The organism is Occallatibacter savannae (assembly GCF_003131205.1).
Taxonomy (GTDB): Bacteria; Acidobacteriota; Terriglobia; order Terriglobales; family Acidobacteriaceae; genus Telmatobacter; species Telmatobacter savannae.
Map to the genome: position 1 here is coordinate 197,696 of NZ_QFFY01000003.1, position 24,748 is coordinate 222,443.

Annotated in this window: 21 protein-coding genes and 1 pseudogene; 15 read left to right on the forward strand and 7 right to left on the reverse strand. The window is 61.0% G+C overall.

What is annotated here, in order from left to right; genetic code table 11:
- The first annotated feature begins 102 nt into the window (after positions 1-102).
- The 6 genes from DHV10_RS12595 (at position 103) to DHV10_RS12620 (ending at position 6,933) form a co-directional block, all read left to right on the forward strand.
- Positions 103-381, forward strand: coding sequence for a hypothetical protein (locus DHV10_RS12595; RefSeq protein ID WP_109486732.1), 279 nt, complete (start codon positions 103-105; stop codon positions 379-381).
- Positions 382-904: 523 nt separating this feature from the next.
- Entirely contained in the window at positions 905-1,333 is a 429-nt protein-coding gene (gene cdd, locus DHV10_RS12600; RefSeq protein WP_109486733.1) for a cytidine deaminase, read from the forward strand.
- 126 nt (positions 1,334-1,459) lie between these two features.
- Positions 1,460-2,848 (forward strand): thymidine phosphorylase, encoded by a 1,389-nt coding sequence (locus tag DHV10_RS12605; protein WP_204101405.1) that lies wholly within the window; start codon positions 1,460-1,462, stop codon positions 2,846-2,848.
- A gap of 119 nt (positions 2,849-2,967) precedes the next feature.
- Entirely contained in the window at positions 2,968-4,200 is a 1,233-nt protein-coding gene (locus DHV10_RS12610) for a NupC/NupG family nucleoside CNT transporter (protein WP_109486734.1), read from the forward strand.
- A gap of 287 nt (positions 4,201-4,487) precedes the next feature.
- Positions 4,488-6,014: an AsmA family protein gene (locus DHV10_RS12615; protein ID WP_162601481.1), complete on the forward strand. Its 1,527-nt coding sequence runs from the start codon at positions 4,488-4,490 to the stop codon at positions 6,012-6,014.
- 115 nt (positions 6,015-6,129) lie between these two features.
- On the forward strand, positions 6,130-6,933 hold the full coding sequence (locus DHV10_RS12620) for a hypothetical protein (RefSeq protein WP_162601482.1): 804 nt from the start codon (positions 6,130-6,132) through the stop codon (positions 6,931-6,933).
- Between the two features lie 16 nt (positions 6,934-6,949).
- Here DHV10_RS12620 and DHV10_RS12625 read toward each other — a convergent pair whose 3' ends face one another.
- The 3 genes from DHV10_RS12625 to DHV10_RS12635 all read right to left on the reverse strand — a co-directional run bounded on the left by DHV10_RS12625 (position 6,950) and on the right by DHV10_RS12635 (position 8,453).
- Positions 6,950-7,783: a hypothetical protein gene (locus DHV10_RS12625; protein WP_109486737.1), complete on the reverse strand. Its 834-nt coding sequence runs from the start codon at positions 7,781-7,783 to the stop codon at positions 6,950-6,952.
- A 95-nt stretch (positions 7,784-7,878) separates the two neighbouring features.
- Positions 7,879-8,175, reverse strand: coding sequence for a PQ-loop domain-containing transporter (locus DHV10_RS12630; RefSeq protein WP_109486738.1), 297 nt, complete (start codon positions 8,173-8,175; stop codon positions 7,879-7,881).
- Positions 8,172-8,453, reverse strand: coding sequence for a DUF2277 domain-containing protein (locus DHV10_RS12635; protein WP_109486739.1), 282 nt, complete (start codon positions 8,451-8,453; stop codon positions 8,172-8,174). The genes DHV10_RS12630 and DHV10_RS12635 overlap by 4 nt, the downstream gene beginning before the upstream one ends.
- Positions 8,454-8,541: 88 nt before the next feature.
- On the opposite strand from DHV10_RS12635, the gene DHV10_RS12640 reads away from it, so the two are divergent.
- The 3 genes from DHV10_RS12640 to DHV10_RS12650 all read left to right on the forward strand — a co-directional run bounded on the left by DHV10_RS12640 (position 8,542) and on the right by DHV10_RS12650 (position 11,090).
- Complete coding sequence (locus DHV10_RS12640; protein ID WP_109486740.1) at positions 8,542-9,408, forward strand: purine-nucleoside phosphorylase; 867 nt, start codon at positions 8,542-8,544, stop codon at positions 9,406-9,408.
- Complete coding sequence (gene udk, locus DHV10_RS12645; RefSeq protein WP_239461601.1) at positions 9,405-10,073, forward strand: uridine kinase; 669 nt, start codon at positions 9,405-9,407, stop codon at positions 10,071-10,073. The genes DHV10_RS12640 and udk overlap by 4 nt, the downstream gene beginning before the upstream one ends.
- 546 nt (positions 10,074-10,619) lie before the next feature.
- On the forward strand, positions 10,620-11,090 hold the full coding sequence (locus DHV10_RS12650; RefSeq protein ID WP_109486741.1) for a DUF2062 domain-containing protein: 471 nt from the start codon (positions 10,620-10,622) through the stop codon (positions 11,088-11,090).
- 432 nt (positions 11,091-11,522) lie between these two features.
- Here the strand turns inward: DHV10_RS12650 and DHV10_RS12655 are convergent, their stop codons facing one another.
- The gene (locus DHV10_RS12655) at positions 11,523-12,383 is read right to left on the reverse strand and encodes a S1/P1 nuclease (RefSeq protein ID WP_239461603.1); all 861 of its coding nucleotides are present in this window, start codon (positions 12,381-12,383) and stop codon (positions 11,523-11,525) included.
- A 477-nt stretch (positions 12,384-12,860) separates the two neighbouring features.
- Here DHV10_RS12655 and DHV10_RS12660 point away from each other — a divergent pair, with 477 nt between their 5' ends.
- The 6 genes and pseudogenes from DHV10_RS12660 to DHV10_RS28095 all read left to right on the forward strand — a co-directional run bounded on the left by DHV10_RS12660 (position 12,861) and on the right by DHV10_RS28095 (position 19,897).
- A complete protein-coding gene (locus tag DHV10_RS12660; RefSeq protein ID WP_109486743.1) occupies positions 12,861-16,313 on the forward strand; it encodes a PAS domain S-box protein in 3,453 nt (1,150 codons plus the stop codon).
- Between the two features lie 21 nt (positions 16,314-16,334).
- Positions 16,335-16,706: a response regulator gene (locus tag DHV10_RS12665; protein ID WP_109486744.1), complete on the forward strand. Its 372-nt coding sequence runs from the start codon at positions 16,335-16,337 to the stop codon at positions 16,704-16,706.
- A 9-nt stretch (positions 16,707-16,715) separates the two neighbouring features.
- The gene (locus DHV10_RS12670; protein ID WP_109486745.1) at positions 16,716-17,051 is read left to right on the forward strand and encodes an Hpt domain-containing protein; all 336 of its coding nucleotides are present in this window, start codon (positions 16,716-16,718) and stop codon (positions 17,049-17,051) included.
- Between the two features lie 54 nt (positions 17,052-17,105).
- Positions 17,106-18,518 carry an exodeoxyribonuclease VII large subunit gene (gene xseA / locus DHV10_RS12675; RefSeq protein ID WP_239461605.1) on the forward strand — a complete coding sequence of 471 codons (1,413 nt, stop codon included), beginning with the start codon at positions 17,106-17,108 and terminating at the stop codon, positions 18,516-18,518.
- 4 nt (positions 18,519-18,522) lie between these two features.
- Positions 18,523-19,588: pseudogene (locus DHV10_RS12680) on the forward strand (phosphohexomutase domain-containing protein); the annotation flags it as partial.
- Between the two features lie 96 nt (positions 19,589-19,684).
- The gene (locus DHV10_RS28095) at positions 19,685-19,897 is read left to right on the forward strand and encodes a hypothetical protein (protein ID WP_338042609.1); all 213 of its coding nucleotides are present in this window, start codon (positions 19,685-19,687) and stop codon (positions 19,895-19,897) included.
- A gap of 91 nt (positions 19,898-19,988) precedes the next feature.
- Here the strand turns inward: DHV10_RS28095 and polA are convergent, their stop codons facing one another.
- The 3 genes from polA to rfbF all read right to left on the reverse strand — a co-directional run bounded on the left by polA (position 19,989) and on the right by rfbF (position 24,743).
- Positions 19,989-22,721 (reverse strand): DNA polymerase I, encoded by a 2,733-nt coding sequence (gene polA, locus DHV10_RS12685; RefSeq protein ID WP_275425918.1) that lies wholly within the window; start codon positions 22,719-22,721, stop codon positions 19,989-19,991.
- A 133-nt stretch (positions 22,722-22,854) separates the two neighbouring features.
- The gene (gene rfbG / locus DHV10_RS12695) at positions 22,855-23,988 is read right to left on the reverse strand and encodes a CDP-glucose 4,6-dehydratase (protein WP_109486748.1); all 1,134 of its coding nucleotides are present in this window, start codon (positions 23,986-23,988) and stop codon (positions 22,855-22,857) included.
- The gene (gene rfbF / locus DHV10_RS12700) at positions 23,973-24,743 is read right to left on the reverse strand and encodes a glucose-1-phosphate cytidylyltransferase (protein ID WP_109486749.1); all 771 of its coding nucleotides are present in this window, start codon (positions 24,741-24,743) and stop codon (positions 23,973-23,975) included. The genes rfbG and rfbF overlap by 16 nt, the downstream gene beginning before the upstream one ends.
- Between the last annotated feature and the right edge of the window lie 5 nt (positions 24,744-24,748).

Genomic DNA, 24,748 nt, shown 5'->3' on the forward strand with positions numbered 1-24,748 from the left:
AGTTTTCGGCTGTAGACGGAATAGGGTACGTTGGATAATAGAAATAACCCAAGACCGTTGAACCGATCGTTGGAGCATACGGCGAATTTGCTGCGAGGTGCTGTGTCGATACTCCTGCTCACTGAGATATTCGCGGCGGGCAGTCTCCTGAGCGCTGTCTGCTGCTGCCTGCTCGAGGTGGCCATGGTGGCGGAGATCCGCCGGGGACTTACGGGTTGGGATACGCCTGACCTGCAGCGGGACATTGTCGTGACCTTCCGTAGCCATCGGAGGTTCTATCCATCGAGTCCTTTGCGGCGAGCCTTCGTTGTGTCGTCGATGGTTCTGGGGTTCTGCATCGCGGGCCTGGTGATGATCCATCGGACGACTCACACGCTGTAAGCCTGGGTAGAAAGCATCCCTCAGGGGCTAAAGCCCGGGGGCGTTTTGCAGGGCTTTTCGGCACGACTGAAGTCGTGCCCTGACGCTTCTTGCTACGGCGATGATCTGGCAGGCGAAGCGGCTTTCAGTCGTGCCCTCATACACCGTCCCTACGGGACTCATGTTTGCCTAATCTACGAACCCCGCGCTGAAGCGCGGGGCTAACAACCTTTGCGCCTAACGGCGCGTTCTGGCACGACTGAAGTCGTGCCCTTTCAAAACCCGGCCGTTTCGGACTCTTACAGCAAGCCGTGAAGTCGTGCCCTGATACAGGGCTCCTCAAGGTCGAGTTCTTCAGCAAGCTGTAAAGTCGTGCCCTGATACAGGGCTCCTCAGGGCTGAGTTCTTCAGGAACCTATTGAGTTCTTCGGCAAACTGCAAAGTCTTGCGCTTTCGAAGTTGCGGCTTGCCCGGAGTTCTCACGCAGACGCTGTAGGCCGGCGGCATCGAACTCCGGTTTGTGCGGTGGAATTAGACTTGGCTCATGAACGCGACTCCTGCCCGTACAAGCAACGACGAACTGCTGCGACAAGCAACGCTTGCTGCTGAGAAGTCCTACTCGCCGTATTCAAATTTCAAGGTGGGAGCTGCTCTGTTGCTGGAAAACGGTCAGGTCGTGACCGGGACAAATGTGGAGAACGTGAGCTTCGGGTTGACGATCTGCGCCGAGCGGGCGGCGCTGGTGCGAGCGGTGAGCGAGTTTGGGCCTGAGATTCGGATCGTTGCGGTTGCTGTTGCCAACCTGAACAAGGCGGCCAGCCCGCCTTGCGGCGCCTGCCGGCAGATGCTGGCGGAGTTTGCGAGCGCGGATGCCGCGATCGTCTTTCCAGCTGCGGCAGGGGTGACCACAATGCGCTTCGAAGAGGTTCTGCCCCTCGGCTTCGATATGCAGTTGAAAGACAAGGCGCGCTGAGCCGCTGCGCGGGCGCCGGTCTTGCGGGATGGCGCTCACAGACGAGTCTCACCGGTTGCGATAATCTCAACAGTCCAGAAATAGAGGTTGGGCTTCATGCCTGACCTGAAATAGAGGTTGGGCTTCATGCCTGAACGAGAAGACGCAGGTTCGGCTGCATCCCTGCACATGGTCGACCTGATCCGGAAGATGCGGGATGGTGGCGGTCTGGATGAGCGCGAGATCGGGTTCATCGTGGAAGGCGCTGCGAACGAATCGATACCGATCGAACAGCTTTCTGCGTGGCTGATGGCGGCCTGGATGAACGGTCTCTCCATTGCAGAAACGCGGGCGCTCGCGATCGCGATGCGCGACTCGGGAGAGAAGCTCGACTCTTCACATCTAGGCAGGCCGGCGGTGGATAAGCACTCGACCGGAGGTGTCGGGGATAAGACGAGCTTTCTGGTTGCACCGCTGGCGGCTGCATGCGGAGTGGCTGTACCGATGATCAGCGGGCGGGCGCTAGGCCACACAGGCGGCACGCTCGACAAGCTTGACTCGATTCCGGGCTTTCGTTCCGCCTTATCGCTTCCGGAATTCGAAACGGTGGTGAAGCAGTGTGGAGTCGCGATTGTGAGCCAGACCCCAACGCTGGTTCCGGCGGATCGGGTTCTGTATGCGTTGCGCGACCGGACGGGGACAGTGGAAGACCCTGGACTGATTTGCGCATCGATTTTGAGCAAGAAGCTGGCAGCCGGTCTGCGCGGGCTTGTACTGGATGTGAAGACGGGATCGGGCGCATTCCTGCGGAAGCGCGAGGACGCGGAGTTTCTTGCGGCGCTGATGGTGGCGACAGCGGAGAGCGCCGGGACGCACACGGTGGCGCTGATGACAGACATGAGCCAGCCGCTGGGCAGGACTGCGGGCAACTGGATTGAGATTGCCGAGTGTGTGGAATTGCTGCAAGGTGAGGCGGGCGGAAGCAATGCGGATCTGCGCGAGTTGTCGCTGCAGCTTGCAGGGTGGATGATCCACCTGGGCGGGAAGACGGAGACTGCTGAGCAGGGATACGAGGCTGCGGCTGCGGCGCTTGCGAATGGAAGCGGTCTGCGGGTCTTCAAGGAGATGGTTCGCGCGCAAGGCGGAGATGTGACGGTCTTTGAAGATTTGCAAAGCTCCCACAGACCGGGGGCAAGACTGGAGCTTAAGGCGTGGAAGACGGGTTACGTGTCGCAGATGGACACGATGGAACTGGGCTGGGCCGTGCAGCGGCTCGGCGCCGGTCGCCTGAGGGCAGGAGAACCGGTGGACCCGCATGCAGGAGTGGAGTTCCATGCGCGCCGTGGAGTTCACGTCGAAGCGGGTCAGCCGTTCGCAACGCTTTTCGCGAGCGACGAGACGATGCTGGCGGAGCCGAGCGAACGCATCAAGCGGGCCGTGACTATTTCCGATGAGGCTCCCGAAGAGGTACCGCTCGTGAGCCTCATCTTCACGCGGGAAAACGCGGAGCGCTACCTCCGCGATGCAGTAAGGTAGGGAAAATAGCTGAGTTGAAGCTTCGACGCGAACCTGTATCCGGTGTATGTGAGATCACTGGCCGAGTATTTGAACTGCGAGAAGCTGAAGCTGGAACGGCTTTGCTCAAGGAGCGCTGATTGCAACGTTTCACCGGTGTGTTAGGGATCGTGGCCGTGCTGCTGGCGGCGTGGTTGTTTTCGACGGACCGACGGAGCATTCGCTGGCGCACGGTCGCGTGGGGGTTGAGCCTTCAGTTCCTGTTCGCGTTTTTTGTCCTGCGATTCGACTTCGGGCAGCGAGCGATGTATTGGGCAGGCGGTGTGGTAACGAAGATGCTGAGCGCAACGGCTGCGGGCACTTCGGTCCTTTTCGGAAAGCTGGGAACGCCGGACACTTCGCTGGGCTCGATCTTTGCGTTTCAAGTGCTTCCGACGATTATTTTTATTTCGGCGTTCTTTGCGGTGATGTATCACATCGGCCTGATGCAGATCATCATTCGCGCGCTCGCATGGGTCATGCTGAAAACGATGCGCATCTCCGGTGCCGAGAGCATGAACGTGGCGGCATCGATTTTCATGGGGCAGACGGAGGCTCCGCTGACGATCAGGCCGTTTCTTGCCGGAGCTACACGCAGCGAGCTGATGACGATCATGACGAGCGGAATGGCGCACGTAAGCGGCGGCATCATGGCGATGTATATCTCTCAAGGGATCGAAGCGCGGCACCTTCTTTCCGCAGTGATCATGACGTCGCCGGGCACGATCCTGATGGCGAAGATGCTCGTACCGGAGACGGAGGTTCCTGCGACGGAAGGCAAGGTTGTCATCCCGAAGAGCGAGGAGCATGCGGAAGAGAACCTCATTGGAGCGATTGCGCGGGGCACGATCGACGGCGGCAAACTGGCACTGAATGTGGCCATCATGCTGATCAGCTTTCTGGCCTTGGTGGCGTTGCTTGACATGCTGCTTGGGTGGGTCCACCTGCACGCAGGGTTTCATTGGGTTCCGGGCAGCCTGGGGGAGATTCTCGGCTACGTGTTCTGGCCGGTGGCGTGGCTGATCGGCGTGCCTGCGCAGGACTGCAGCCTGATTGGAAATCTGCTGGGCACGCGCATGGCTCTCAACGAGGTGATCGCCTACATTGCGCTGGGAGCGCATAAGGCGATGATTCTGCCGAGGTCGTTTACGATTGCGACGTTTGCGCTTTGCGGGTTTGCCAATCTGGGGTCGATTGGAATGCAGATCGGCGGGATTGGGGCTCTGGTGCCGGAGCGTCGCAATGATCTAGCGCGGCTCGGAGTACGGGCGATGCTGGCGGGAACGATGGCCAATCTGATTTCTGCTTCGATTGCGGGGATGTTTCTCGGGTAGCTGTTGGAGCTCAGTGGCTATCGGGGTCCACAGGGCAACGACGGAGTGCATTTGCGCTTCCAAAACTGCAGGCTCTGGGACGGGCAAGGTAAGGGACTGAGACGAACCTTAGAGCAAGTTTTATATTTCTGAGTTCTTTGTCCGGCGCATAGATTATGGCTCATTCTTCGATGGTCCACCCGGTGCACGACGACCCAGCGCCTCCGGCTGCCCCGGAACGAGGTCCAGGGAAAAAGCACAGGATACGCAGGAAGGTCAGAAGCATCTGGCAGGAGGCTCCGCTGTGGGTGCACATCGCAATTGTGGCGGCTGGGGCTTTGCTTGCAGGGGCAACGGTGTTTATCAGCGCGAACTGGCCGTACCGCCATCGCAAGATACACGCGATGCTCGAGGACGTATTGACGAGTGATGTGAAGTTCACGGGCTATCACCGCGTGTACTTCCCTCGCCCGGGATTTGAAGCTACCGGGATTACGATTCGACGGAAGACGGCACCTGCGGGAACTCCACCGCTGGGGCGGATCGAGTCGATGAAGGTCGTGGGGACGTGGAGCGATCTCATCATGCTGCGGCGGAGGGTGGAGCAGGTCGAGGTAACCGGCTTTCACATTGTTATTCCGGCGGTCGGCAGCACTGCGAGCAGGTTGAGTTTTCCGGCTGGAAGTTCGAAGGAGTTCGGCGGGCCGGACACGATGATCGAGAGGATGATTGTTCACGACAGCATCCTGGAGATTCTTCGCGATAGCGGAAAGCCGCTCGCGTTTCCTATCAAGCAGGTGGAACTCACCAATCTGCATAAAGGTGAAGCGTTCACGTACGCGGTGGACATGACGAATGCGATCCCGCGGGGCCGGATTCTTGCGAGAGGCAGCATGGGGCCGATCCGCGCGCACGATTTCAATGGGACGCCGCTGAGCGGAACCTTCGCATTTACGGGTGTGAATCTGCATGATGTGGGGGAGATCAGCGGAACGCTGGATTCGCGAGGGGAGTTCAAGGGCTCGATTGGAGAGATGAGGGTAGAGGCTTCGGAGACAACGGCCAACTTTGCCGTTCAAGACGGTAAGCCGACGCGTGTGGATGGCACGCTGCAGGGCTCGCTGCGTGGAGCCAACGGAGATTTGACGGTGCAGTCGATCGAGTTGAAGATCGGGCCGACGACGATACAGGCGAGGGGATCGATCGAGGGCAGTCCGAAGAAGACGAACTTCGACATCAGTGTTGATCGCGGGCGGGCTGAGGACCTGATGAGGCCATTTATTCATCGGGATGTGCCGATCACCGGCCCAGTCACGTTGAAGAGCCACGCATACCTTGGGCCTCCAGGGGACGGTTTTATCGCCAGACTGCGGCTGAACGGCAGCTTCGACGTGCCTGCTGAGAAGTTGACCGACAAGGATACGGAAAAAAGCCTTTCTGCATTCAGCCAGAGGGCGCAAGGAAAGCAGAAGAATACTGGGCTCGAAGCAGATCCGAACGCGCCGGCACCCGGAACAGATGTGGTGTCTTCGCTGCGCGGGCCGGCAAAGGTTGAGGATGGAGTGGCTTCGACATCGCACCTTGAATTTCGAATTCCGGGAGCGATGGCGACTCTCGTGGGGACATTTCGATTTCACGATGATGCGGTGCACCTGACTGGCGATCTGAAGATGGACACGGACATTTCGCATACGGCGACTGGATTCAAGTCGTTTTTGCTGAAGCCGCTTGCGCCGTTCTTCAAGAAGAAGAATGCGGGCGCGGTGATCCCGATTGCGGTTACGGGGTTGCCCGGGCACTACAAGGTTTCGCAAAATCTGGCGCACACTAAGTAGCCCTTCATGCAAAATGCAAGTGGCTGATATATCTAGGCTTCGGCACTTCGTGCGCCTGGGCGACCAACCGCTGTTTCGATGGGTCGCATCACAACCAGACAGGAGATTTTGCCTGGTGCCGATGCCCCGGAAAATCCGAATCGCGACGTGCCTGATTGCCATGGGAATGGCGTCGGGGCTGGTCGCATTTCGGAGCACGCCAGCGCCTCCAGCACCGGCACCTGTGGCCGAGCCGGCAGCGCCAGCACTGGAGCTGAAGCCTGCACCTTCGACGCCGATTGCTGAGAAGAAGGCGGAGCTGGGGGATGACGACACGTGGCGGCCGGAGTGGGATGCCACGATCGAGAAGGCGCTGCCGGAGGAGCTCGTCTCGCCCAAGATGGGACACAAAGTAGCCCAGTTCTGCCCGCGGTTTAGCAGGATGAGCGAGGCGGATCGCCGAGCTTTCTGGGCGTACTTCTTCCAGGCGCTCGCCGGCGCGGAGGCGGGTTTGCACGCTACCGCGGATGTGCAGCATACCGAAGCTCAGGTTGCCGTAGTGGATGGCGTGAGCCATCGAATGGTCCGCGCCTCTGGCCTGCTGCAGCTGACTTACGAGGATTCGCGTCGATATGGATGTGACTTCGACTGGCATGCAGACAAGCATCTGCCTCCGCACGATCCGCGGAAGACCATTCTGCAGCCCGACAATAATCTGCTGTGCGGCGTGAGCATTCTGGACAATCAACTGATCGATCAGAAGAAGCCCCTGATTTCGGTGTCCAGCTACTGGTCGACATTGAGACCGGGATGGCCGGGCAACAAGGTGTTCATTGAGCAGATGCGAAATGTTCCGTCAGCATGCGGCCGTCCGCGGTTGGTCGTTCCGAAGCGACCCGCGCCTCCGCAGTCCTCAAACACTACTGAAACGGGCGACTGATACAAGGGGCTCGCGATCAGTGCCCAGCGATAGAAGCGCTCGCGGCCTTTCCGGGATCCGGGCTCAACTGCATCAGTTCCTCCTTGGCCTGCTGGAGAGATGTGCCCTGATTGATCTGCTTGAAGTGCGACTTCACGTCGTCTTCGTTCTCTGAGATGGTCTTGAAGATCAGGGCGTGGCCATCGATGTGAACGTGAGTTTCGACGATCTCCCATACGGTCGGGGTGAGTTCGCGGCGCTCGACATCAAATGTGCCACCAGCCTTCAGCTGGCCAAGGATGCCGTAGCCGATCTTCACGTCGTGAATGAGCCGGCCTTTGAGAGTCGCGATGCGGTGCTGCTGTCGATCGACGGCCATGTCGCCTTCCATCCCGGCAAATACGCGGGCCTCCAGGTCAGGCGGACGAAACTGCGGATCGGGCTTGAAATGAAGAAAGATCTCGTTCCCTCTTTGACCGTCAAAGTTCCAGATGAAAGCGTCCGGCAGAATCTTTAAGAGCTCTGCCGCCTGCTCGTCATCGTGCTGGCCGCTTTTGCGCTTCTTGTTCTGCGCGCTCGGATCGTTGATGAAGGAACTCATTTCCTGACTCTGCTGGTATTCGGGCAGCGGCTGACCATCTCTCTCGACTACGCGTTCGAGGCTGACGGACCGCGCCTCCGCAACCCATTGCTTCACAGTCTTGTCTGGTTTGCGGTCGAATTCGAAGTAGAGCCAGTGGGAGTGGTCGTTGCTCGAAGCTGCGAGCTCAGTCTGCACTGCTTGCCTTACGATGTCGCGAGGGCTCTGAGCGGCAGCGACGGCGGTCAACAGAGGAATGACGAGGGTCAGTATGGGTCGGGTGCGGGTCACGGAGAACCTCCGGGTGCCTCACAGACAAAGAGTTGGATGCCGTGAGTGCCCGGTGAGGGTTTCCTGGAGAGAGTAGAAGAACGCTGGGCGGGGACTTAGCTTGGCCTGGGAGTCTCTGGAGCAGAGAGCCTGCGGAGGCGGTAGAAGATGGTCAAACCGGTGACGGAGCCGCAGGTGAGGAGGCTTGCGGCCATGCCGAGAGTGAGAGATGGATCGTGCTGGTAAAGGCCGTGGACGATTCCGATGACCTGGAGGACGCTGAAGCCGCCGAAGGTGATGAGGGAGATGCCTTCATCGCTCTTCTTGCGCCAGACCGCGATGACCTGTGGAACGAAGAGGAGGGCGTTGCCGAGTAAGCCTACTCCGAAGATGACCGCGACGATCTCTTTCATTGAATTACGTCCTTCGGGAACCTCTGTTCGTTGCGCATGCGCGCTTTCATAGCTTCTTCTTCGCGGTTGCGAGCGGGCGAGTTTGTCTCGAGTGACGCGAGGAGGCGTGCGGAGGCGGCTGCGACCTCATCGATGGCAGCGGCAAATGCGGCTTCATTTGCCTTGGAGGGCTTGTTGAAGCCGCTGATCTTGCGGACGAACTGAAGCGAGGCGGCGCGGATTTCGCTGTCGGTTACGGGCGGATCGAAGTTGAAGAGAGGCTTGATGTTTCGGCACATGGCTGTCTCCGGTGCGATGAGGTCCGCGTCACGCGAACGCCATCCGGTTCAGTTGTAGAATCGCAGCAACGCAACTTATTCGCAAAATATGAGCTATTTTGAGGACGTAAAGAAGGCTGCGCAGTACGTGCGCGCGCGGCTTGGAAGGCTTGAGCCGCATCTCGGAATCGTGCTTGGATCTGGACTCGGGGCTGCTGCCGAGTCGGTGATGAATCCTGTCGTCATTCCTTACGAAGATATCCCAAATTTTCCTCGATCCACGGTGGAGGGGCATTCGGGGAGGCTGGTTGCCGGAACACTGGGCGGAGCTCCGGTCGTGGTGATGCAAGGGCGCGTGCATTACTACGAAGGACATCGGCCGGAGGCGGTCATATTTCCCATGCGGGTGCTGGGAACTCTCGGGATACGGGCGGTGATCCTGACGAACGCGGCTGGAGGGATCTCGGAGAAGTACCGGATCGGGCAGCTGGTGTTGATCGCGGACCACATCAACCTGATGGGTTGGAATCCGCTGGTGGGGCCGAACGAGGCGCAGTTCGCGTTCGGGCGAAAAGGGTTCGGACTTCGGTTCTTTGACATGACGGAGGCCTACTCCAAGAGGCTGCGCGAACTCGCAGTCCGCGCCGCGGCGCTGGAAGGCGAGAAGCTCGATGAGGGCGTTTACCTGGCGGTGAGCGGGCCAAGTTTCGAGACGCCTGCGGAGATCAAGGCGTTTCGGACGATGGGTGCGACGCTGGTGGGCATGTCGACGGTTCCGGAGACGATTGTGGCGCGGCATATGGGTGTCGAGGTGCTCGGTATTTCGTGCGTGACTAATCTTGCGTCCGGCCTTAACGAGACTCCGCTGAGCCATGCGGAGGTGTTCGAGGCAGGACGGCAGGTGGAGCGCAAGCTGGCGGATCTGCTGGAGAGGCTGGCAATGTGGATGTCTGCGCTGGTGGATACCGAGTCGTGAGCGAAGCGGGGGCCACTGCAGAGTCATCGCCACGGCTGCCGTTTCCGCCGGTGGTGATGGGAATCGCAGGCGCGTCGGGTTCGGGCAAGACGACGCTGGCAGCGGAGCTGGCCCGTGAACTTAACGGCGTCTATTTTCCGATCGATAACTACTATCGCGACCTGAGTCACCTTCCTTTCTCGGAACGGGTGAAGCAGAATTTCGATGATCCGGCGCTGATTGAGAGCTCGCTGCTTGCGCAGCATGTGGCTGCGCTGGCGCGAGGCGAGGAGATCGAGCGGCCGTTATACGACTTTGCGACACACACGCGCGTGCGGGGCCGCACGGAACCGATACGCGCGAGCGATTTCGTTCTCGTGGAGGGTCTGTTTGCGCTTTACTATCCAGAACTGCTGCCGCTGTATCAGTTCAGCGTGTACATCGATACTCCCGACGACATCTGCTTTGAGCGCCGCATGAAGCGGGACACGGTCGAACGGGGCAGAACGCCGGAGTCGGTGCGCGCGCAGTATGAGACGACGGTCAGGCCTTCGAGCATGAGCTACGTGCGGCCGTCGTCGTCGCATGCGGACCTGGTGATTGAAGGCACGGCAGCGCTGGACTGGAAGGTGGAGCAGGTGCTGGGGGAGATGAAGAAGCGCGGGTTGATTCGAGTGACGCGATAGAGCGTGTTGGTCCTCCGATTGGCATTGCGACGCGAAGATTCGCAGGGGCTGAAGCCCGGCAATTGCATGGCGGTGTGCGGCACGGCTGAAGCCGTGCCCTGATACAAAGCCGACGCGCGATTGGGTTCAAGAGTACCCAGAAGCGGCATGGCTGAACAGCTTGCTGAAAATGCGCCGGTCTTGCCAGGACTCATCGAAACCGTCCCGCGGTGGCTAAAGCCGCGCTCTCTTTGCACCCTTATCGGCACAGATAAATCTGTGCCCTTTCAAAACCCAGCCGTTTCGGACTTTTTCAGCACCTGTGAAGCCGTGCCCTGGTACGAAGCCTTGCCAAGGCCTTTCTTATCGCAACGTGACACTTTGGGCGGGGGAGTTGCGCCTAAAGTGGGAGGGCTTTCGGGGTGTGAAGCAGCCTACTCTGATGAATGCGAGCTGGCCTGGTGTGAAATGGGCAGGGATCCCAGTGCACTATTGGTTCAGTTCACAAAAGTTTCACGCAACATCCAAAAGGGAACGGGATTCGTACCGATAGCGTAGGAAACAGAGATGAGCAGATCACTGCAAGCAATGCGCGTGAAGGTCGAGGGCTGGCTGAGCCAAGGTGTCTCGCCGGAGCGCCTTGCGTTGACGCTTGCGCTCGGGTTTGCGATCGGGTGTCTGCCGATGATCGGGATACCGACGGCACTCTGCCTCGTTCTGGCTCTCGGGCTGCGACTGAATGTTCCCGCGATTCAGGCAGCGAACTACGCGGCAATGCCGCTGCAGGTTGCGCTGATCTTTCCGTTTGTACGGCTTGGGCAGTGGATGTTCTCCTCGGGATCGAGCGCCGCGTCTAACGCGAGCTCCGCCATGCATGGCTCGTCCTTGAAGCTGATCTGGGCTTCGGGGAGCCTTGCGGGGCATGCGCTGGGCGCGTGGTTCGTGACTGCGGTTCCGATGGTGGCGCTGATGACATTTGTGCTGACTGGCTTGCTGCGGCGCGTGCCGGTGCTGGCGAAGGCGCAGGCCGGCGACTAGCGAACGGCCGGTCTACAGTTCAGGGCCCCCCGCCCCCTCCCCCATTGCTTGTAAACAAATGCAGCGTTTTCTTCGGCTTGCAACGAAGGGTCAGCCCCAAGTGTGTCCTCTGACTGGATTTAGGCGCAAGTGTTTCTCCCTGTTGAGTTTAGAAGCGGGTTTACGTGGATTTCAGTGTGTTGTTCGCCTCATTTCGAGATTGGAACTTACCTCTATTGTGACTGAAATTGTGAAATGGACTGCAAACTGGGGAAGTTCTGATTTCGGTTTTGGAATGAGGTACTTAGGGGAGGTTGCGGGAAGGCAGGGGGTTGACTTTACGACGCCCGCTATCGCTCAACCACCCCAGCGACAAAGACCTGTCGCTGGGGACCCCCACGCCGCGATGACCGGAGCACAGCTTTGGGTCATCCCGGGGTTGAGTGAGGGGAGTTACATTCCGGAGGGTTGGCGGGTGGGTTCGGGGTCGGCGCTGCGGAGCCAGGCGGTGTAGATCATGTCGCGGAGCATGGTGGCCCCGGCGGCGATGCGATCGGCGGTGAAGTCGCGCGATTCCTGAGAGCCGGCTCCGTCGAAGCCTCCGGCCTTCTCCAGCTGGTAGACCTTTTCGACGGATTTCGAGGTCTGGCGGAGATAGGCCACGTAGTCGTCGAAGACGTCGCCTTGGAGAGCGTGAACGGGGGCTATGCGAGGCTGGACGTCTGAGGCGTGAATGTTGGCTCCGACGAACGGCCCTTCGAACTTCCAGTGAATCTTGTGGTCGGTGGTGTAGCCGTTGGGGTTGGGGCCTGTCCAGCCGTTGTACTGGACGGTGGTGTGGAGAGGCTGGGAGGCATCGCCGACGTAGTGACCGAGCCAGCCGGCGTAGAAGATGGCGGCCTGTTCGACGTCGTGGGTGTCCTGATGGGCTTCGGAGAGGCGGCGGTATTCGCGGAAGGCTGCTTTGAGACGCTGCCAGATTTCGGTGGCCTGCCAGGGCTGGAGGCCGATCTTGTCGGGGCGCTGTCCGGCGGCGAAGGCGGCGGCTTCGAAGTCGAAGCGGCGGTGAGGGAGAGGGCCGAGGGGATCGGCCAGTTCGAGGTCGATGAAGTGCTCGGGTGCCTGGACGGCGAGGAGTTCGGGCTCGGCTGGGGAACGCCAGCGGTCGGGCTCGGGCCCGAGGTATTCAATCTCAGAGAGGGCGCCGGCCCAGCGTAGAAAGGCGGGGGCATCCTGTGGGAGGTTGGTGACGGCGAGGCGGTTGATGATGCGATGACCTTCGTTACCCCAGGCGAATGCGAAAGGCGGCGGCACGAAAGTGCTTACAACGAGAATGAAGACAGGAAGATACAGGGTCTTACGGAGGCGTTTCCGGAACATGGAAGCCAGTATAAGACCGGGCGGGTCTGACGGCTGCGGGAGGCCGGTGCGAAAGAGCGCTGGATTGCGCCTTCGGGCTGATGCTGTTCTGGGTACAACAGTACTTGGGTTCAGTAACATACGCTTGAAAACAAGACGTGTTTGTGGGAGGGTGCAAGATAAGCCTTCTTGCGTTCGTACTCTTGCTGCGATCCGGCGTTCTGCGGGTGCGTGGGACAGCTGGTGATTGTTGCATGTATTCTCGCTGGAACGGTGCGAGCGAAGGGGTGGGGCAGCACGGTTCTGCCCGGGAAACGCACGTGCGATCCATGGCAAGTCGCGCGGCGAAGTGTTACACCGGTGTAAGTGCCGGCTTCCGTTGATGAGGAAGCTCAGGTCGGACCGGCAGATTGCAGGAGCGCGGCAAAAGGGATGGACTCACGCGAAGCCAGGCAGTTGAAGCAGGACGCAGAGAGTCAATCTCCGCCGATCTGGTCTTCCCTTTCGATTCTGGCGGTGGCGATGGCGGCGGGGGCGATCCTCGCGCGCGTGGAAGCTGGTCCGAGCTACGACTGGCTCCTGATCATGATCGCGATGGGCCTGACCGCGGCCGTGTTGATGCGGGTGCTGGCCGACAATGCCGCGGACAACGAAGCTGCGGCGCGCTACGCGGGCGATCCGCTGAAGGACATTCTGGATTCAGCGGGAACGCTGGTGCTTTCGATCGGGCTGGACGGCAAACTTACGTATGTGAATCCCGCGGCGGAGCGGCTGCTGGGATATCACGCTTCGGAGCTGGTGAATCGTGAGAGCACTGAAAAGCTGATGGCGCAGGGTGAGGAGAACCGGCTCGTTTCTGAACTGCGCCGGCTGTACGGGATCACCAAGCCGATGGGAGCGGCGCAAGAGGGCTCGCTGACGTCGTACGCGGAGGTGGTGCACTCGCTGGCTCCGAGCCAGGTGCCGACGTTCGAGACGCATCTGCGGCGGAAGGACGGAGCGCTCTTCCCTGTTCGCCTGCACATCTCGACGTTGCGAAACCGGGAGGGTATGCCGACGGGACTCGTGGCGGTAGCGCTCGATCAGACGAACTCCGGGTCGCCGGGCGAAGGACTGAAGATCCCGCGGGACCGGTATCGCGATCTGTTTGAGAGCTCGAGCGAGATGATCGCAACGCTCGATTTGGAAGGCAGGTACCTCTACGCCAATCCAGCATGGCGACAGATTTTCCGGCTTGATCCGACTGCGCCGCTGGAGAGCGAGCAGTTTGCGGATGTCTTCGGGCCGGGAGCACGCGAGGAGGCTGCTGCGCTGCTGAAGAAAGCGCAGGACGGGTTCACGGTGGACCGTGCGCCAGTGCGAACGGAGACCGGGGACGGGCGCATGCTGGAACTGGAGATGAGCCTGCACCAGCGGCGGCGCGCGGGCAAGCCCGTAGCCATCCAGTGCCTGCTGCACGATGTGACGCAGCAGAAGCAGCGCGAGCACAGGCTGGCACTGCAACTGGTCGTCAGCCAGATTGTGGGCGAGAATGTCTCGGCCGAAGTGGCGACGAAGCGTGTTCTGGAGGCGCTCTGCATTTCGCAGGGCTGGGACGTTGCGGTGAAGTGGGACGTGAACCCGGAGGAGAACCGGCTGGAGTTCAGCACGGGCTGGGGGGTTCCGGGCAGGGATTCGGAGTCGCTGATCCAGGAGAGCATGGGAGTTACGCTGGCTCCGGGGGGAAGTCTGCCGGGCCGCGCGTGGAAGGAAGGGCGACTGGTGTGGGCGTCGGATCTATCGGTGATCACGCCGACGCCCCGGATACAGACTGCTTTGCGCAGCAGGATGATTTCAGGCTGGGCGGCGCCGGTGCAGGTTGGGAACCATGTGCTGGCGGTGCTGGAGTTCTATTGCCACTCGCGCATCCGGGAGGACCGCGAAACCACGGCGGCCATGGAGACGGTGGCGGGATCGTTGGCACAGATGCTGGCGCGGACGCGGGAACGCGAGCGCGCTGAAGAGCTGAGCCGACAACAGGAAATTCTGCTGGGGTCAGTGGCAGACGGCATCTGCGGAATCGATCGCAACGGTCTGGTGCGGTTTGCGAATCCGGCGGCGGCGCGGCTGCTGGGTGCGCGACCACAGAACCTGATCGGCAAGCCGGTTCATCAACTGGTGCACGGATCGGCGCCGGCGGACAAGAAGTGCGGCGACGATTGTCCGCTGCGGCGAGCGACGGGACAGCGGAAGTCCGTGACCGGCGAGGGGACGATTTATCGAAGCAATGGGACGGGATTCCCGGCGGAGTTCTTCCTGAATCCGATTCTGGACCAGGGGCGTTTTTCGGGTTCGGTGCTGAGCTTCAGGGACATCAGCCAGCGTTACGCGCTGGACCGCATGAAGGATGAGTTCGTTTCGACGGTGAGCCACGAGCTGCGCACACCGCTGACTTCAATTCGCGGCGCGCTGGGACTGCTGTCTTCGGGCATGCTGGGCGTGATCAACGAGAAGGCCGCGAACCTGCTGCGGATTGCGCTGAACAACTCGGAGCGTCTGGTGCGGCTGATTAACGACATTCTGGATCTGGAACGCACGCAGAGCGGACGCGAACCGCTGGCGTTCCGACAGATTCAGCTGGGCGAGATTGTGCGGCAGGCGATCGACGGCGTGCAGCCGATGGCGGACGAGGCGGGCGTGCTGCTGATCCACGACAAGACGCAGACGGAAGTGACTGCGGATCCGGATCGACTGCTGCAGGTGATCACGAATCTGCTTTCGAATGCGATCAAGTTTTCGCCTGCGAATTCGGCAATCTCCGTGATGCTGCGCTCGGGCGCGAGCGGTGTGACGCTGTCGGTGATCGACCAGGGCCGCGGCATACCAGCGGACAAGCTCGAAGCGATTTTCGGACGCTTCCAGCAGGTGGATGCTTCGGACTCGAGACAGAAGGGCGGGAGCGGACTTGGTCTCGCGATCTGCCGGGCCATCGTGCTGCAGCATAACGGGCGCATCTGGGCGGAGCGGAACCCGGTGCGGGGTTCCACGTTCCGCGTGTTTTTGCCGTATCAGCCGGCTGCGGCCGGAAAACATCCGGACAGCGGGGCGAGCCCTGCCGCGCATGGGGCGGTGTTGATTGCGGACACGAACGGTACGACGCGGCCGTTGATTGCGGACCAGCTGGCGCGGTTTGGATACAGGATTGTCGAGGCAACTACCGTTGACCAGGCTGTGGCGGTGGCACACGACGGAGTCTCCGCGATTGTGCTGGACACGACGCTGGACGGGATCAACGGATGGGAGATTCTGCCGCTGCTGCGTCGAGAAGAGCCGGAAGCGAATACGCCGGTGGTGTTGCTGGGAGTGGCGAATCCGCAGCAGGCGCAAGACGCAAATCAAAAGAAGAAAGCTGACCGGCTATTCCCGCGCCCCAGCGACGACTTTCTGCTGGAGGAACTGACGAAGGTGTTGTGCGTGCCGGGCGAGCAGGCGCGCATTCTGGTGGTTGAAGATGATCCGGAACTGGGCCAGGTGATCGGCGAGATCTTCCGCCGCGAAAATACGGTGGTTCATGTCGCGGGTTCGAGGCAGGCGGCTCTGGATGATTGCCTGAGCTTTATGCCGCATATGATTGTGCTGGACATCGGGATGCCGAATGGCGATGGATTCAACGTGGTGGACTGGCTGCGGCAGCACGAGGACCTGAGCAAATCGCCGCTGATTGCTTACTCCGCGCACGGATTGACGCAGGCAGAGCGCATGCAGCTGGTGCTTGGGCTGAATCACTTCCTGGCGAAGGCGAGCGTTGAGCCGGAGCAACTGGAAGCGCTGGTGTTGACGATGTTGCGCAGCCCGCAGGAAGCTGAAGAGTCAGTCTCGGAAGTGTCAGCAGGCCAGGGTTCTTAACGGAATTTGGAGAAGTTGTCGATGCACCGCATTCTTATCATTGATGACGAAGACGATATTCGCGAAGTAGCAGCGCTGAGCCTGGAGACCGTCGCGGGCTGGGAAGTGATGGTGGCGAGTTCGGGCGCGCAGGGACTGGCGCGGGCGGCGACGTACCAGCCGGACGCCATCCTGCTGGATGTGATGATGCCGGGGATGGACGGGCCGGCGACGTTTCGCGAGTTACAGAAGAATCCGGCAACGGCGCACATTCCTGTGATGCTGCTGACGGCGAAGGTGCAAGCGACCGATCGATCGCGATTCGCAGATCTTGGCGTGAGAGCTGTGCTGGTGAAACCGTTCGATCCTCTATCGCTATCGCAGCAGGTGGCGGAGATTCTTGGCTGGAACTAGGACGCAGTTATGGGCGACGCCGCCGGATCCCAAATTTCCGAAGCGATGAACCGGCTGTGGCAGAAGTTTCTGCCGCAGATGGAGGAGCGCGTGGCGACACTGCAAAACGCCGCGGGGCATTTGTCGACCGGAGCTTCGATCTCGCGAGAAGAACAGAGCAGCGCAGCTGCGGAGGCGCACAAGCTTGCGGGAGTGCTGGGGACCTTTGGCTTGCAGGAAGGAACCGAGCTTGCGCGCGAGGCGGAAGGGCTGCTGGAGGGATCGTCGAGTTTCGAGCCGACGGCGGTGGCGCGGTTGAACGACATCGCGGAACGGCTGAAAGTGATGATCGCGAGCCGGGGATAGGGCTCCATGGGGTTGCGGGCCGGCATTGAACGCCGACAATTACACTCGTAAGTGGTGAATCGCCCCGAAGCACTTACGCCGCAGCAGCAACTCGGGTTCACGTTTGAGGAGCCGAAGAGCGTGCGCCGCATTTGGCCGGTGCGCGAACTGGTATCGCATGTTTGCGGGCAGGTAGAGCGGGAGTACAGCGATGTGTGGGTGGAGGGCGAGATTTCAAACTGCCGCCCGGCGCCCTCGGGACACTTGTATTTCACGCTGAAAGATGCAGATGCGCAGCTGCCGGTTGTGCTGTTCAGAAGGCAGGCGTTGCTGCTGCGGTTCAAGCCAGCGGATGGGCAGCATGTGCTGGTGCGCGGGCGCGTGAGCGTGTATCCGCAGCGGGGACAGCTGCAGCTGGTAGGCGAGACGGTTGAGCCGGTCGGAGCGGGTTCGCTGCAGCTGGCGTTTGAGCAGCTCAGAGAGAAGCTCAAGGCAGAGGGGCTGTTCGACTCGGCGAGGAAGAGGCCTTTGCCTGCTTTCCCGCGGAGCGTCGGGATTGTGACATCGCCTACGGGAGCGGTGATTCGAGACTTTCTGAACATTGTGGGACGACGGCATGCGGGGCTGAATGTTGTGTTGTGCCCGGCAGCGGTGCAGGGCGAGCAGGCGATTGCTGAGGTTGAGTTGGCGATTGCACATCTGAATGCGTCGGGGCTGGTGGATGTGATTGTGGTGGCTCGCGGCGGCGGTTCGGCAGAGGATCTTGCCGCATTCAACAGTGAGCGGATCGCACGGGCCATTGCGGCATCGGGGCTGCCGGTGGTGTCGGCGGTGGGACACGAGACGGATTTTACGATTGCGGATTTTGTGGCGGATTTGCGCGCGCCGACGCCGTCCGCAGCAGCGGAGTTGATTACGGAGGCGCAGCATCGGGTGGCGGAGCGGGTTGCGAACCAGGCGAGCAGGCTGGAGCGAGCTGCGCGGTTCCAGGTTCTGCACGCGCGGCAGAAGCTGGACAGGGTGGCCGTGGAGCGGGCGGAGCGAAAAGTCTCCGGCAATCTGCGGCGGGTGAGCCAGCGGCTCGATGACCTCGAGTTTCGATTGGATGGCGCGATGAATGGCGGGATCCGCATGCATCAGCGCGCTGTCGCGGAGCTGGCTGCGGATGTGCTGCATCATGAGCCGAGGCAGTTGCTTGCGCGTGCGCGAGAACGGTTGGGCGTGAGCGATACGCGGATTGAACGATCGGTGGAGCGGACGGTGAGGAGAGCGTCGGCACGCGTGGATGCGCTGAATGCGCGGCTGAGATCGCTCTCTCCGCTGGCTGTGCTGGAGAGAGGGTATGCACTCGTCATGAATGAGGATGGGGCCGTGATTCGATCTCTCTCGCAAGTGAGTGAGCAAGACAAATTGAGAACGCGGCTAAGCGATGGAGAGTTTGTGAGTACTGTCGAAGAGGTTCGCGAGAGTTCAAGCGGCACAAAGTGAGGATATGAGCAAGCAAGGGACACGCAAGCTGTTTGGAACGGATGGGATTCGGGCAGTCGCAGGGGAACCACCTCTCGATGCGAAGACGATTTACGCGGTGGGGTTGGCACTCGGGCATTCGTTGCGAGACATGGAGAAGCCGAAGGTCCTGCTGGGTCGGGATACGCGCGAGTCGAGCCCGTGGATTGCGGCGACGATTGCAGCGGCGCTGCGGGAGACCGGGGTTGATGTGGAAAGCGCGGGAGTGGTGCCGACGCCGGCGGTGGCGTACCTGGCGCGGACACGCGGATTCAATGCTGGAGTGGTGATTTCAGCGTCGCACAATCCATGGCGGGACAATGGCATTAAGCTGTTCGGGCCGGATGGATTCAAGCTGCCGGATGCGACAGAGCTGGCGATGGAAGATGAGATTCTCCGCCATGCAGAGAGCGCAAATGTTCCGGACGCGAAGGGCCTACCGGCGGTTGAAGACAACTCCGCGCTGCAGGAAGATTACATTGACTTTCTGATTAGCTGCGTTCCCGATCTGCGACTGCAGGGGCTGCGTATCGTCGCGGACTGCGCGAATGGCGCCGCTGCCGCGGTTGCGCCAAAGCTGTTTGCGAAGCTGGGCGTGGTCGATGCTGACGAGTTCGCGGTTTTGAATGTTGCTCCGAATGGCAGAAACATCAACGACGGTTGCGGGGCGTTGCACCCAGAGTGGCTGGCAGCGGAGGTGAAGAAGCGCGGCGCGTCGATGGGGCTGACGTTTGATGGGGACGCGGATCGATGCATGCTTGCCGGAGCGCATGGGAACGTCATCAATGGGGATGCGATTCTGCTGCTGGCCGCGCGCGATCTGAAGAGTCGCGGGTTGCTGAGCGGGGATGTGGTCGTGGCAACCACGATGTCGAACATGGGCCTGGAGGCTGCGTTGAAGCGCTCGGGAATTCAGATGCTGCGCGCTCCGGTGGGTGATCGCTACGTGCTCGAGCAGATGCAGCAGAACGGTGCTGCGCTGGGAGGAGAGCAGTCGGGGGCACATCCTCTTCCCTCACCTGGCGACGACGGGGGACGGTCTGCTGACAGCGCTTGTGGTGCTGGATCTGGTTGCGCGGAGCGGCAAAAGCATCGACGAGCTGGTTGCGGATCTGAAGGTATTTCCGCAGGTGATTGTGAATGTGAAGGTGCGGGAGAAAAAGCCGCTGGAGAACATTCCGGCTGTTGCGGCGCGAATCCGGGCGGCAGAAGAGGAACTGCGGGACTCGGGGCGAGTGGTGATTCGGTATTCAGGAACAGAGGCGCTGGCGCGGGTGATGATCGAAGCCGAGAGCGGTGAGGCGATGCGAAGACATGCGGAGGCGATTGCGGAGGCGATCAGGGCGGAGTTGGGCATTTAGGCGAATGCGGGAGAGTGGTTGGATCGCGATATCTTTGCCAGCTCATCGCGATGGAGCTGCGATGAACGGGGCACGACCGAATCAATAGCCTCTAGAGGTCGCGCCAGTTGGGGCCGAAGGCGAGGTCGGCGACGAGGGGGACGTTGAGCTTGACGACGCCTTCCATCTCGGAGCGGACGAGGTCTTCAACTTCCTTTTTCTCGTCGTGGGGGACTTCGAAGAGCAGTTCGTCGTGGACCTGAAGGACCATGCGGGTCTTGAGCTCGCGTTCCGTGAGCTTGCGATCGAGCGAGATCATGGCGAGCTTGATGAGGTCGGCGGCGGTGCCCTGGAGCGGCGTGTTGACCGCGGTGCGCTCGGCGAATCCGCGGGCGTTCGAGTTGCGGCTGGTGATGTCGGGGATGGGGCGGACGCGGCCGAACATGGTGCGGACGGCGCCTTCGCGGCGGGTGTCCTCGAGTGTTTTGTTGATGAACTCTTTGACTCCCTGGTACCGTTCGAAGTAGCGATCAATGTAGGCGCGGGCTTCCGTTTGCGGGATGCCGAGCTGGGCGGCAAGACCGAACGGCGATATGCCGTAGACGATTCCGAAGTTCACGGCCTTGGCGCGGTTGCGGGTCTCCTTGTCCATGGTTTCCGCGGGAACGCCGAAGACTTCGCTTGCGGTGAGGGTGTGGATGTCCTCGTTCTGCTGGTAGGCACGCACGAGGAGCGGGTCGGCGCTGAAGTGAGCGAGGAGACGGAGCTCGATTTGCGAGTAGTCGGCAGAGAGCAGCTCAGTGCCGGGAGCGGCGGTGAAGGCGGCCCGGATTTCACGGCCTAATTCGGTTTTGATAGGGATGTTCTGGAGGTTCGGATTGAAGGAGGAGAGCCGACCGGTGGAGGTTGCCGCTGATTGGAAGGTGGTGTGCACTCGGGAATCGGCGTCGGCCTGAGCGGGGAGCACGTCGATGTAGGTTGACTTGAGTTTGGAGAGATGGCGGAATTCGAGGACGAGACGGACTACTTCGAATTTTTCGGCGAGGGGTTCGAGTACGTCCTGCGCTGTGGAAACAACTTTGCCTTTGCCGTACTTCATGGGCATGGGCAGGTTCATTTTGGTAAATAAGACTTCACCGAGCTTTTTGGGGGAGCCAATGTTGAAGCGCTCACCGGCGAGCTCGTAGACGCGTTCGCTGACTCGCTGGATTTCGCTGCCGAAGCGAGCGGAGAGATGGGCGAGCACTTCCTTGTTGATGCGAACGCCGTTCTTTTCCATGCGGAAGAGGACGGGGGCGAGAGGAAGATCAATGGTTTCGTAGACACTGGTGACGCTGCTGCGCTCGGCTTCAGCTCGCAGGTTGGTGACGAGGGTTTCTGTAATGGCGGCGGAAGCAGCGAGGGAGACGGGCGGCGCCTGATTGTGGCGAGCGGCCACGTCGGCGAGAGTCTGGGTGGTGTGGGTGGGGTTGAGCGCGTAGGAGAGCAGTTGAGAGTCGTCGACTTTGCCCTGCAGATCGACGCCGAGTCCGCAGAGGACGTGGAGAGACAGTTTGAGGTCGTGAACGCGCTTGGGGATCTTTGGATCTTCGAACAGTGACTTGAGTTCGGTCGTAAGGGAGAGGCAGAGGCCTCTGCCGGGCTCGGCGCTGACGCCGATGCTGGATTCCGTTTTCTTCTCGGCTTCTTCGACGACGTCGAGGAGAGAGAGGGTCTGCGGGGGCTCGGGTTCTTCTGACTCGGTTTCGGGTTCGGTTGGTTCTTTGGCTGCGAGCGCGAAGGAGAAGCCGTTTGCGCGGGCTGCGGCGTAGAAGGCGGCAGCCTGTTCGGGCGTTGGCTGTTCGATAATTTCGAGTTGAGGTGCGGATGCGGATGGCGCGAGTTCGCGCAGCATGGAGGTGAATTCGAGCTCGGTGAAGAGCGTGCGGCAGGCCTCCAGATCGGGCTCCTGCGTCTGCATTGCGGTAAGGTCGAGCGGGAGAGGAACGCGGCAATCGATGGTGACGAGATCTTTGGAAAGCAGGACGGCGTCGCGGTTCTGCTCGAGGGACTCGCGGTAGCTCTTGCGCTTGACTTCGGAGGCGCGGTCGAGCACGGCTTCGAGGCTGCCGAATTCGACGATGAGGTCGACACTGCCTTTGTCGCCGATGCCGGGGGCGCCGGGGATGTTGTCAATGGTGTCTCCGCGAAGGGCCATGACGTCGACGACCTTTTCGGGCGGGACACCGAGGACTTCTTTCACTTTTTCGGCATCGAGGATGAGGTTGTCTTTTTGCGGGTTGAGGACTTTGATGTGAGTGGAGACGAGCTGCATCATGTCCTTGTCGCCGGAGACGATGTAGACCTCGTGGCCCTGCTCGGCGGCTTCGCGCGCGAGGGTGCCGATGACGTCGTCGGCTTCGAAGCCCTGGGCTTCGAGGATAGGGATGCGCAGCGCATCGAGGGAGCGGCGAATGTAGGGGACCTGGCGGCGAAGGTCATCGGGCATGGATTCGCGCTTGGCTTTATAGCCGTCGTACGCGACTTCTTCAAAGGACTGGAGCTTGGAGTTCCACTTGCGGAGGGTGCCGATGTCTTTGGCGCGTTCGTCGCGGAATACGGCTCCGCTGGGGTCGAAGACGGCGGCGAAATATTTAGGCGAGAAGTCCTCGCGGAGCTTGCGGATCATGTTGACGAAGACGTAAATGGCGGCCGTGGGCAGGCCGGAGCGCGTCGACATGGGCCGGCTGCGCTGCATCGCGTGGTAGGCGCGGAAGATGAACGACATGGCGTCGAGGAGGAAGACGGGAGGCTTGGCTTGGTCGCTTGTCGAGGCTGGCGAGGGGGGCGGAACGGTGGCTGGCACGGTTCGAGTTTATCAGCGTGCAGATGGAGCAGGAGGGACGAGGGAACAAGGGGACGAGGTGACAAGGGAACGAGGGGACGGGAGGACGGGGGACGAGGAGACAAGGGGACGAGACTCGTTCGGAAAGAGCGAGTTATTCAGCCGTTGATGGATGGAGGAGGTGGTCGTATTGGGCGATCTGGGCGCGGGTCTCGGCGGCCATGTCTGCGCCGGTGGCGCGCAGGCGATACCAGTGAAGCGTCCAGTCGAGGGCTGCTTGAAGGTTGAGGCTCGGACGCCAGCCGAGTTCTGCGCGAGCCTTGCTGGAGTCGAGCTTGAGGTAGTGTGCTTCATGGACGCTCGGGGCGTTGTCGCGGACCCAGGATGCACCTGCGCCCCAGAGGTTCACCATTCTGTCGGCGATACGTTCGACGGGCCATGCATCGTCTTCGCTGGGGCCGAAGTTGAAGGCTGAGGCCGCTTCTGCGCGACCGGCGAGGAGGTGCTCGGCAAGGGTGATGTAGCCGTGGAGAGGCTCGAGAACGTGCTGCCAGGGGCGGATCGCGTTGGGGCGGCGGATGAGGACGGGCTTGCCGGATTCGAATCCGCGGATGAGGTCGGGGATGAGGCGATCTTCGGACCAGTCGCCTCCGCCGATGACGTTGCCCGCGCGGGCAGTGGCGATGGCGACGCGGTGGTCAGAGAGGCGGTTGAGCGGGAAATAGGAATCGCGGAATGCGGAGACGACGATTTCGGCTGCGGCCTTGCTGGAGGAGTAGGGGTCGTGACCGCCGAGAGGATCGGTCTCACGGTATGGCCACGCCCACTCCCGATTCTGGTAGCACTTGTCGGTGGTGACGCAGACGACGGCGCGGACGCTGGAGGTCTTGCGAACGGCCTCGAGAAGATTGGCGGTGCCCATGACGTTGGTGCCGTAGGTGCCGAGCGGGTCGACATAAGAACGGCGAAGGAGGGGCTGGGCGGCGAGATGAAAGACGACCTCGGGTTCGAAATCGACGAGGGAGGCTTCGAGTTTGGGGTAGTCCTGAATGTCGCCGCGATCGTCATCGAGGATGTCGGCTACGCGCGCATCGGAAAAGAGATTTGGCTGGGTTGCTGGATCGAGGGCGTAGCCGCGAACCAGCGCGCCCTTGGCCGCCAGCCAGAGTGCGAGCCATCCGCCTTTGAATCCGGTGTGGCCCGTGAGGAAGACGCGGCGACCTTCCCAGGAAGAGCGATCTTGCTGGGACCGGCTTTGGGTGATTGGGCTGCTCACCAGGTTTTCCATGGAGCGCTCCCGCTGGCCCACAACTCTTCGAGGCGCTGCTTCTCGCGGACGGTGTCCATGGGCTGCCAGAAGCCGTTGTGAAAGTAGGCCTGCACTTCTCCTTTGGCGGTGAGGCTCTCGATGGGCTCGCGTTCGAAGGACGTTGTCTCGTCGGCGATCTCATCGATGACCGAGGGGGAGAGCACGAAGAAGCCGCCGTTGATCCAGCCGCCTTCGCCTTCAACTTTCTCCTGAAATGCGGTGATGTGATTGCCTTCGAGGCTGAGACCGCCGAAGCGTGCTGCGGGGCGAACGGCGGTGACGGTGACCTGCTTTCCGTGAGCGCGGTGGAAGGCGATTTCTTCGGTGATGTTCACGTCGCTGACGCCGTCGCCGTAGGTCATGCAGAAGGCATCTTCGCCATCGAGATAGCGAGCTATGTTGCGAAGGCGTCCGCCGGTGCCGGCGTTGTCGCCGGTGTCGACGAGGGTGACGCGCCAGGGCTCGGCGACACTCTGATGAACCTGCATGCGGTTCTCGCGCATGTCGAAGGTGATGTCGGACATGTGGAGGAAGTAGTTGGCGAAGTATTCCTTGATGAGATAGCCCTTGTAGCCGCAGCAGATGATGAAGTCGTTGATCTGGTGCTGGGAGTAGATCTTGAGGATGTGCCAGAGGATAGGGCGCCCGCCGATTTCAACCATCGGTTTGGGGCGGACTGTAGTTTCTTCGCTGAGCCGGGTACCGAAGCCTCCGGCCAGGATAACTGCTTTCATTTGAT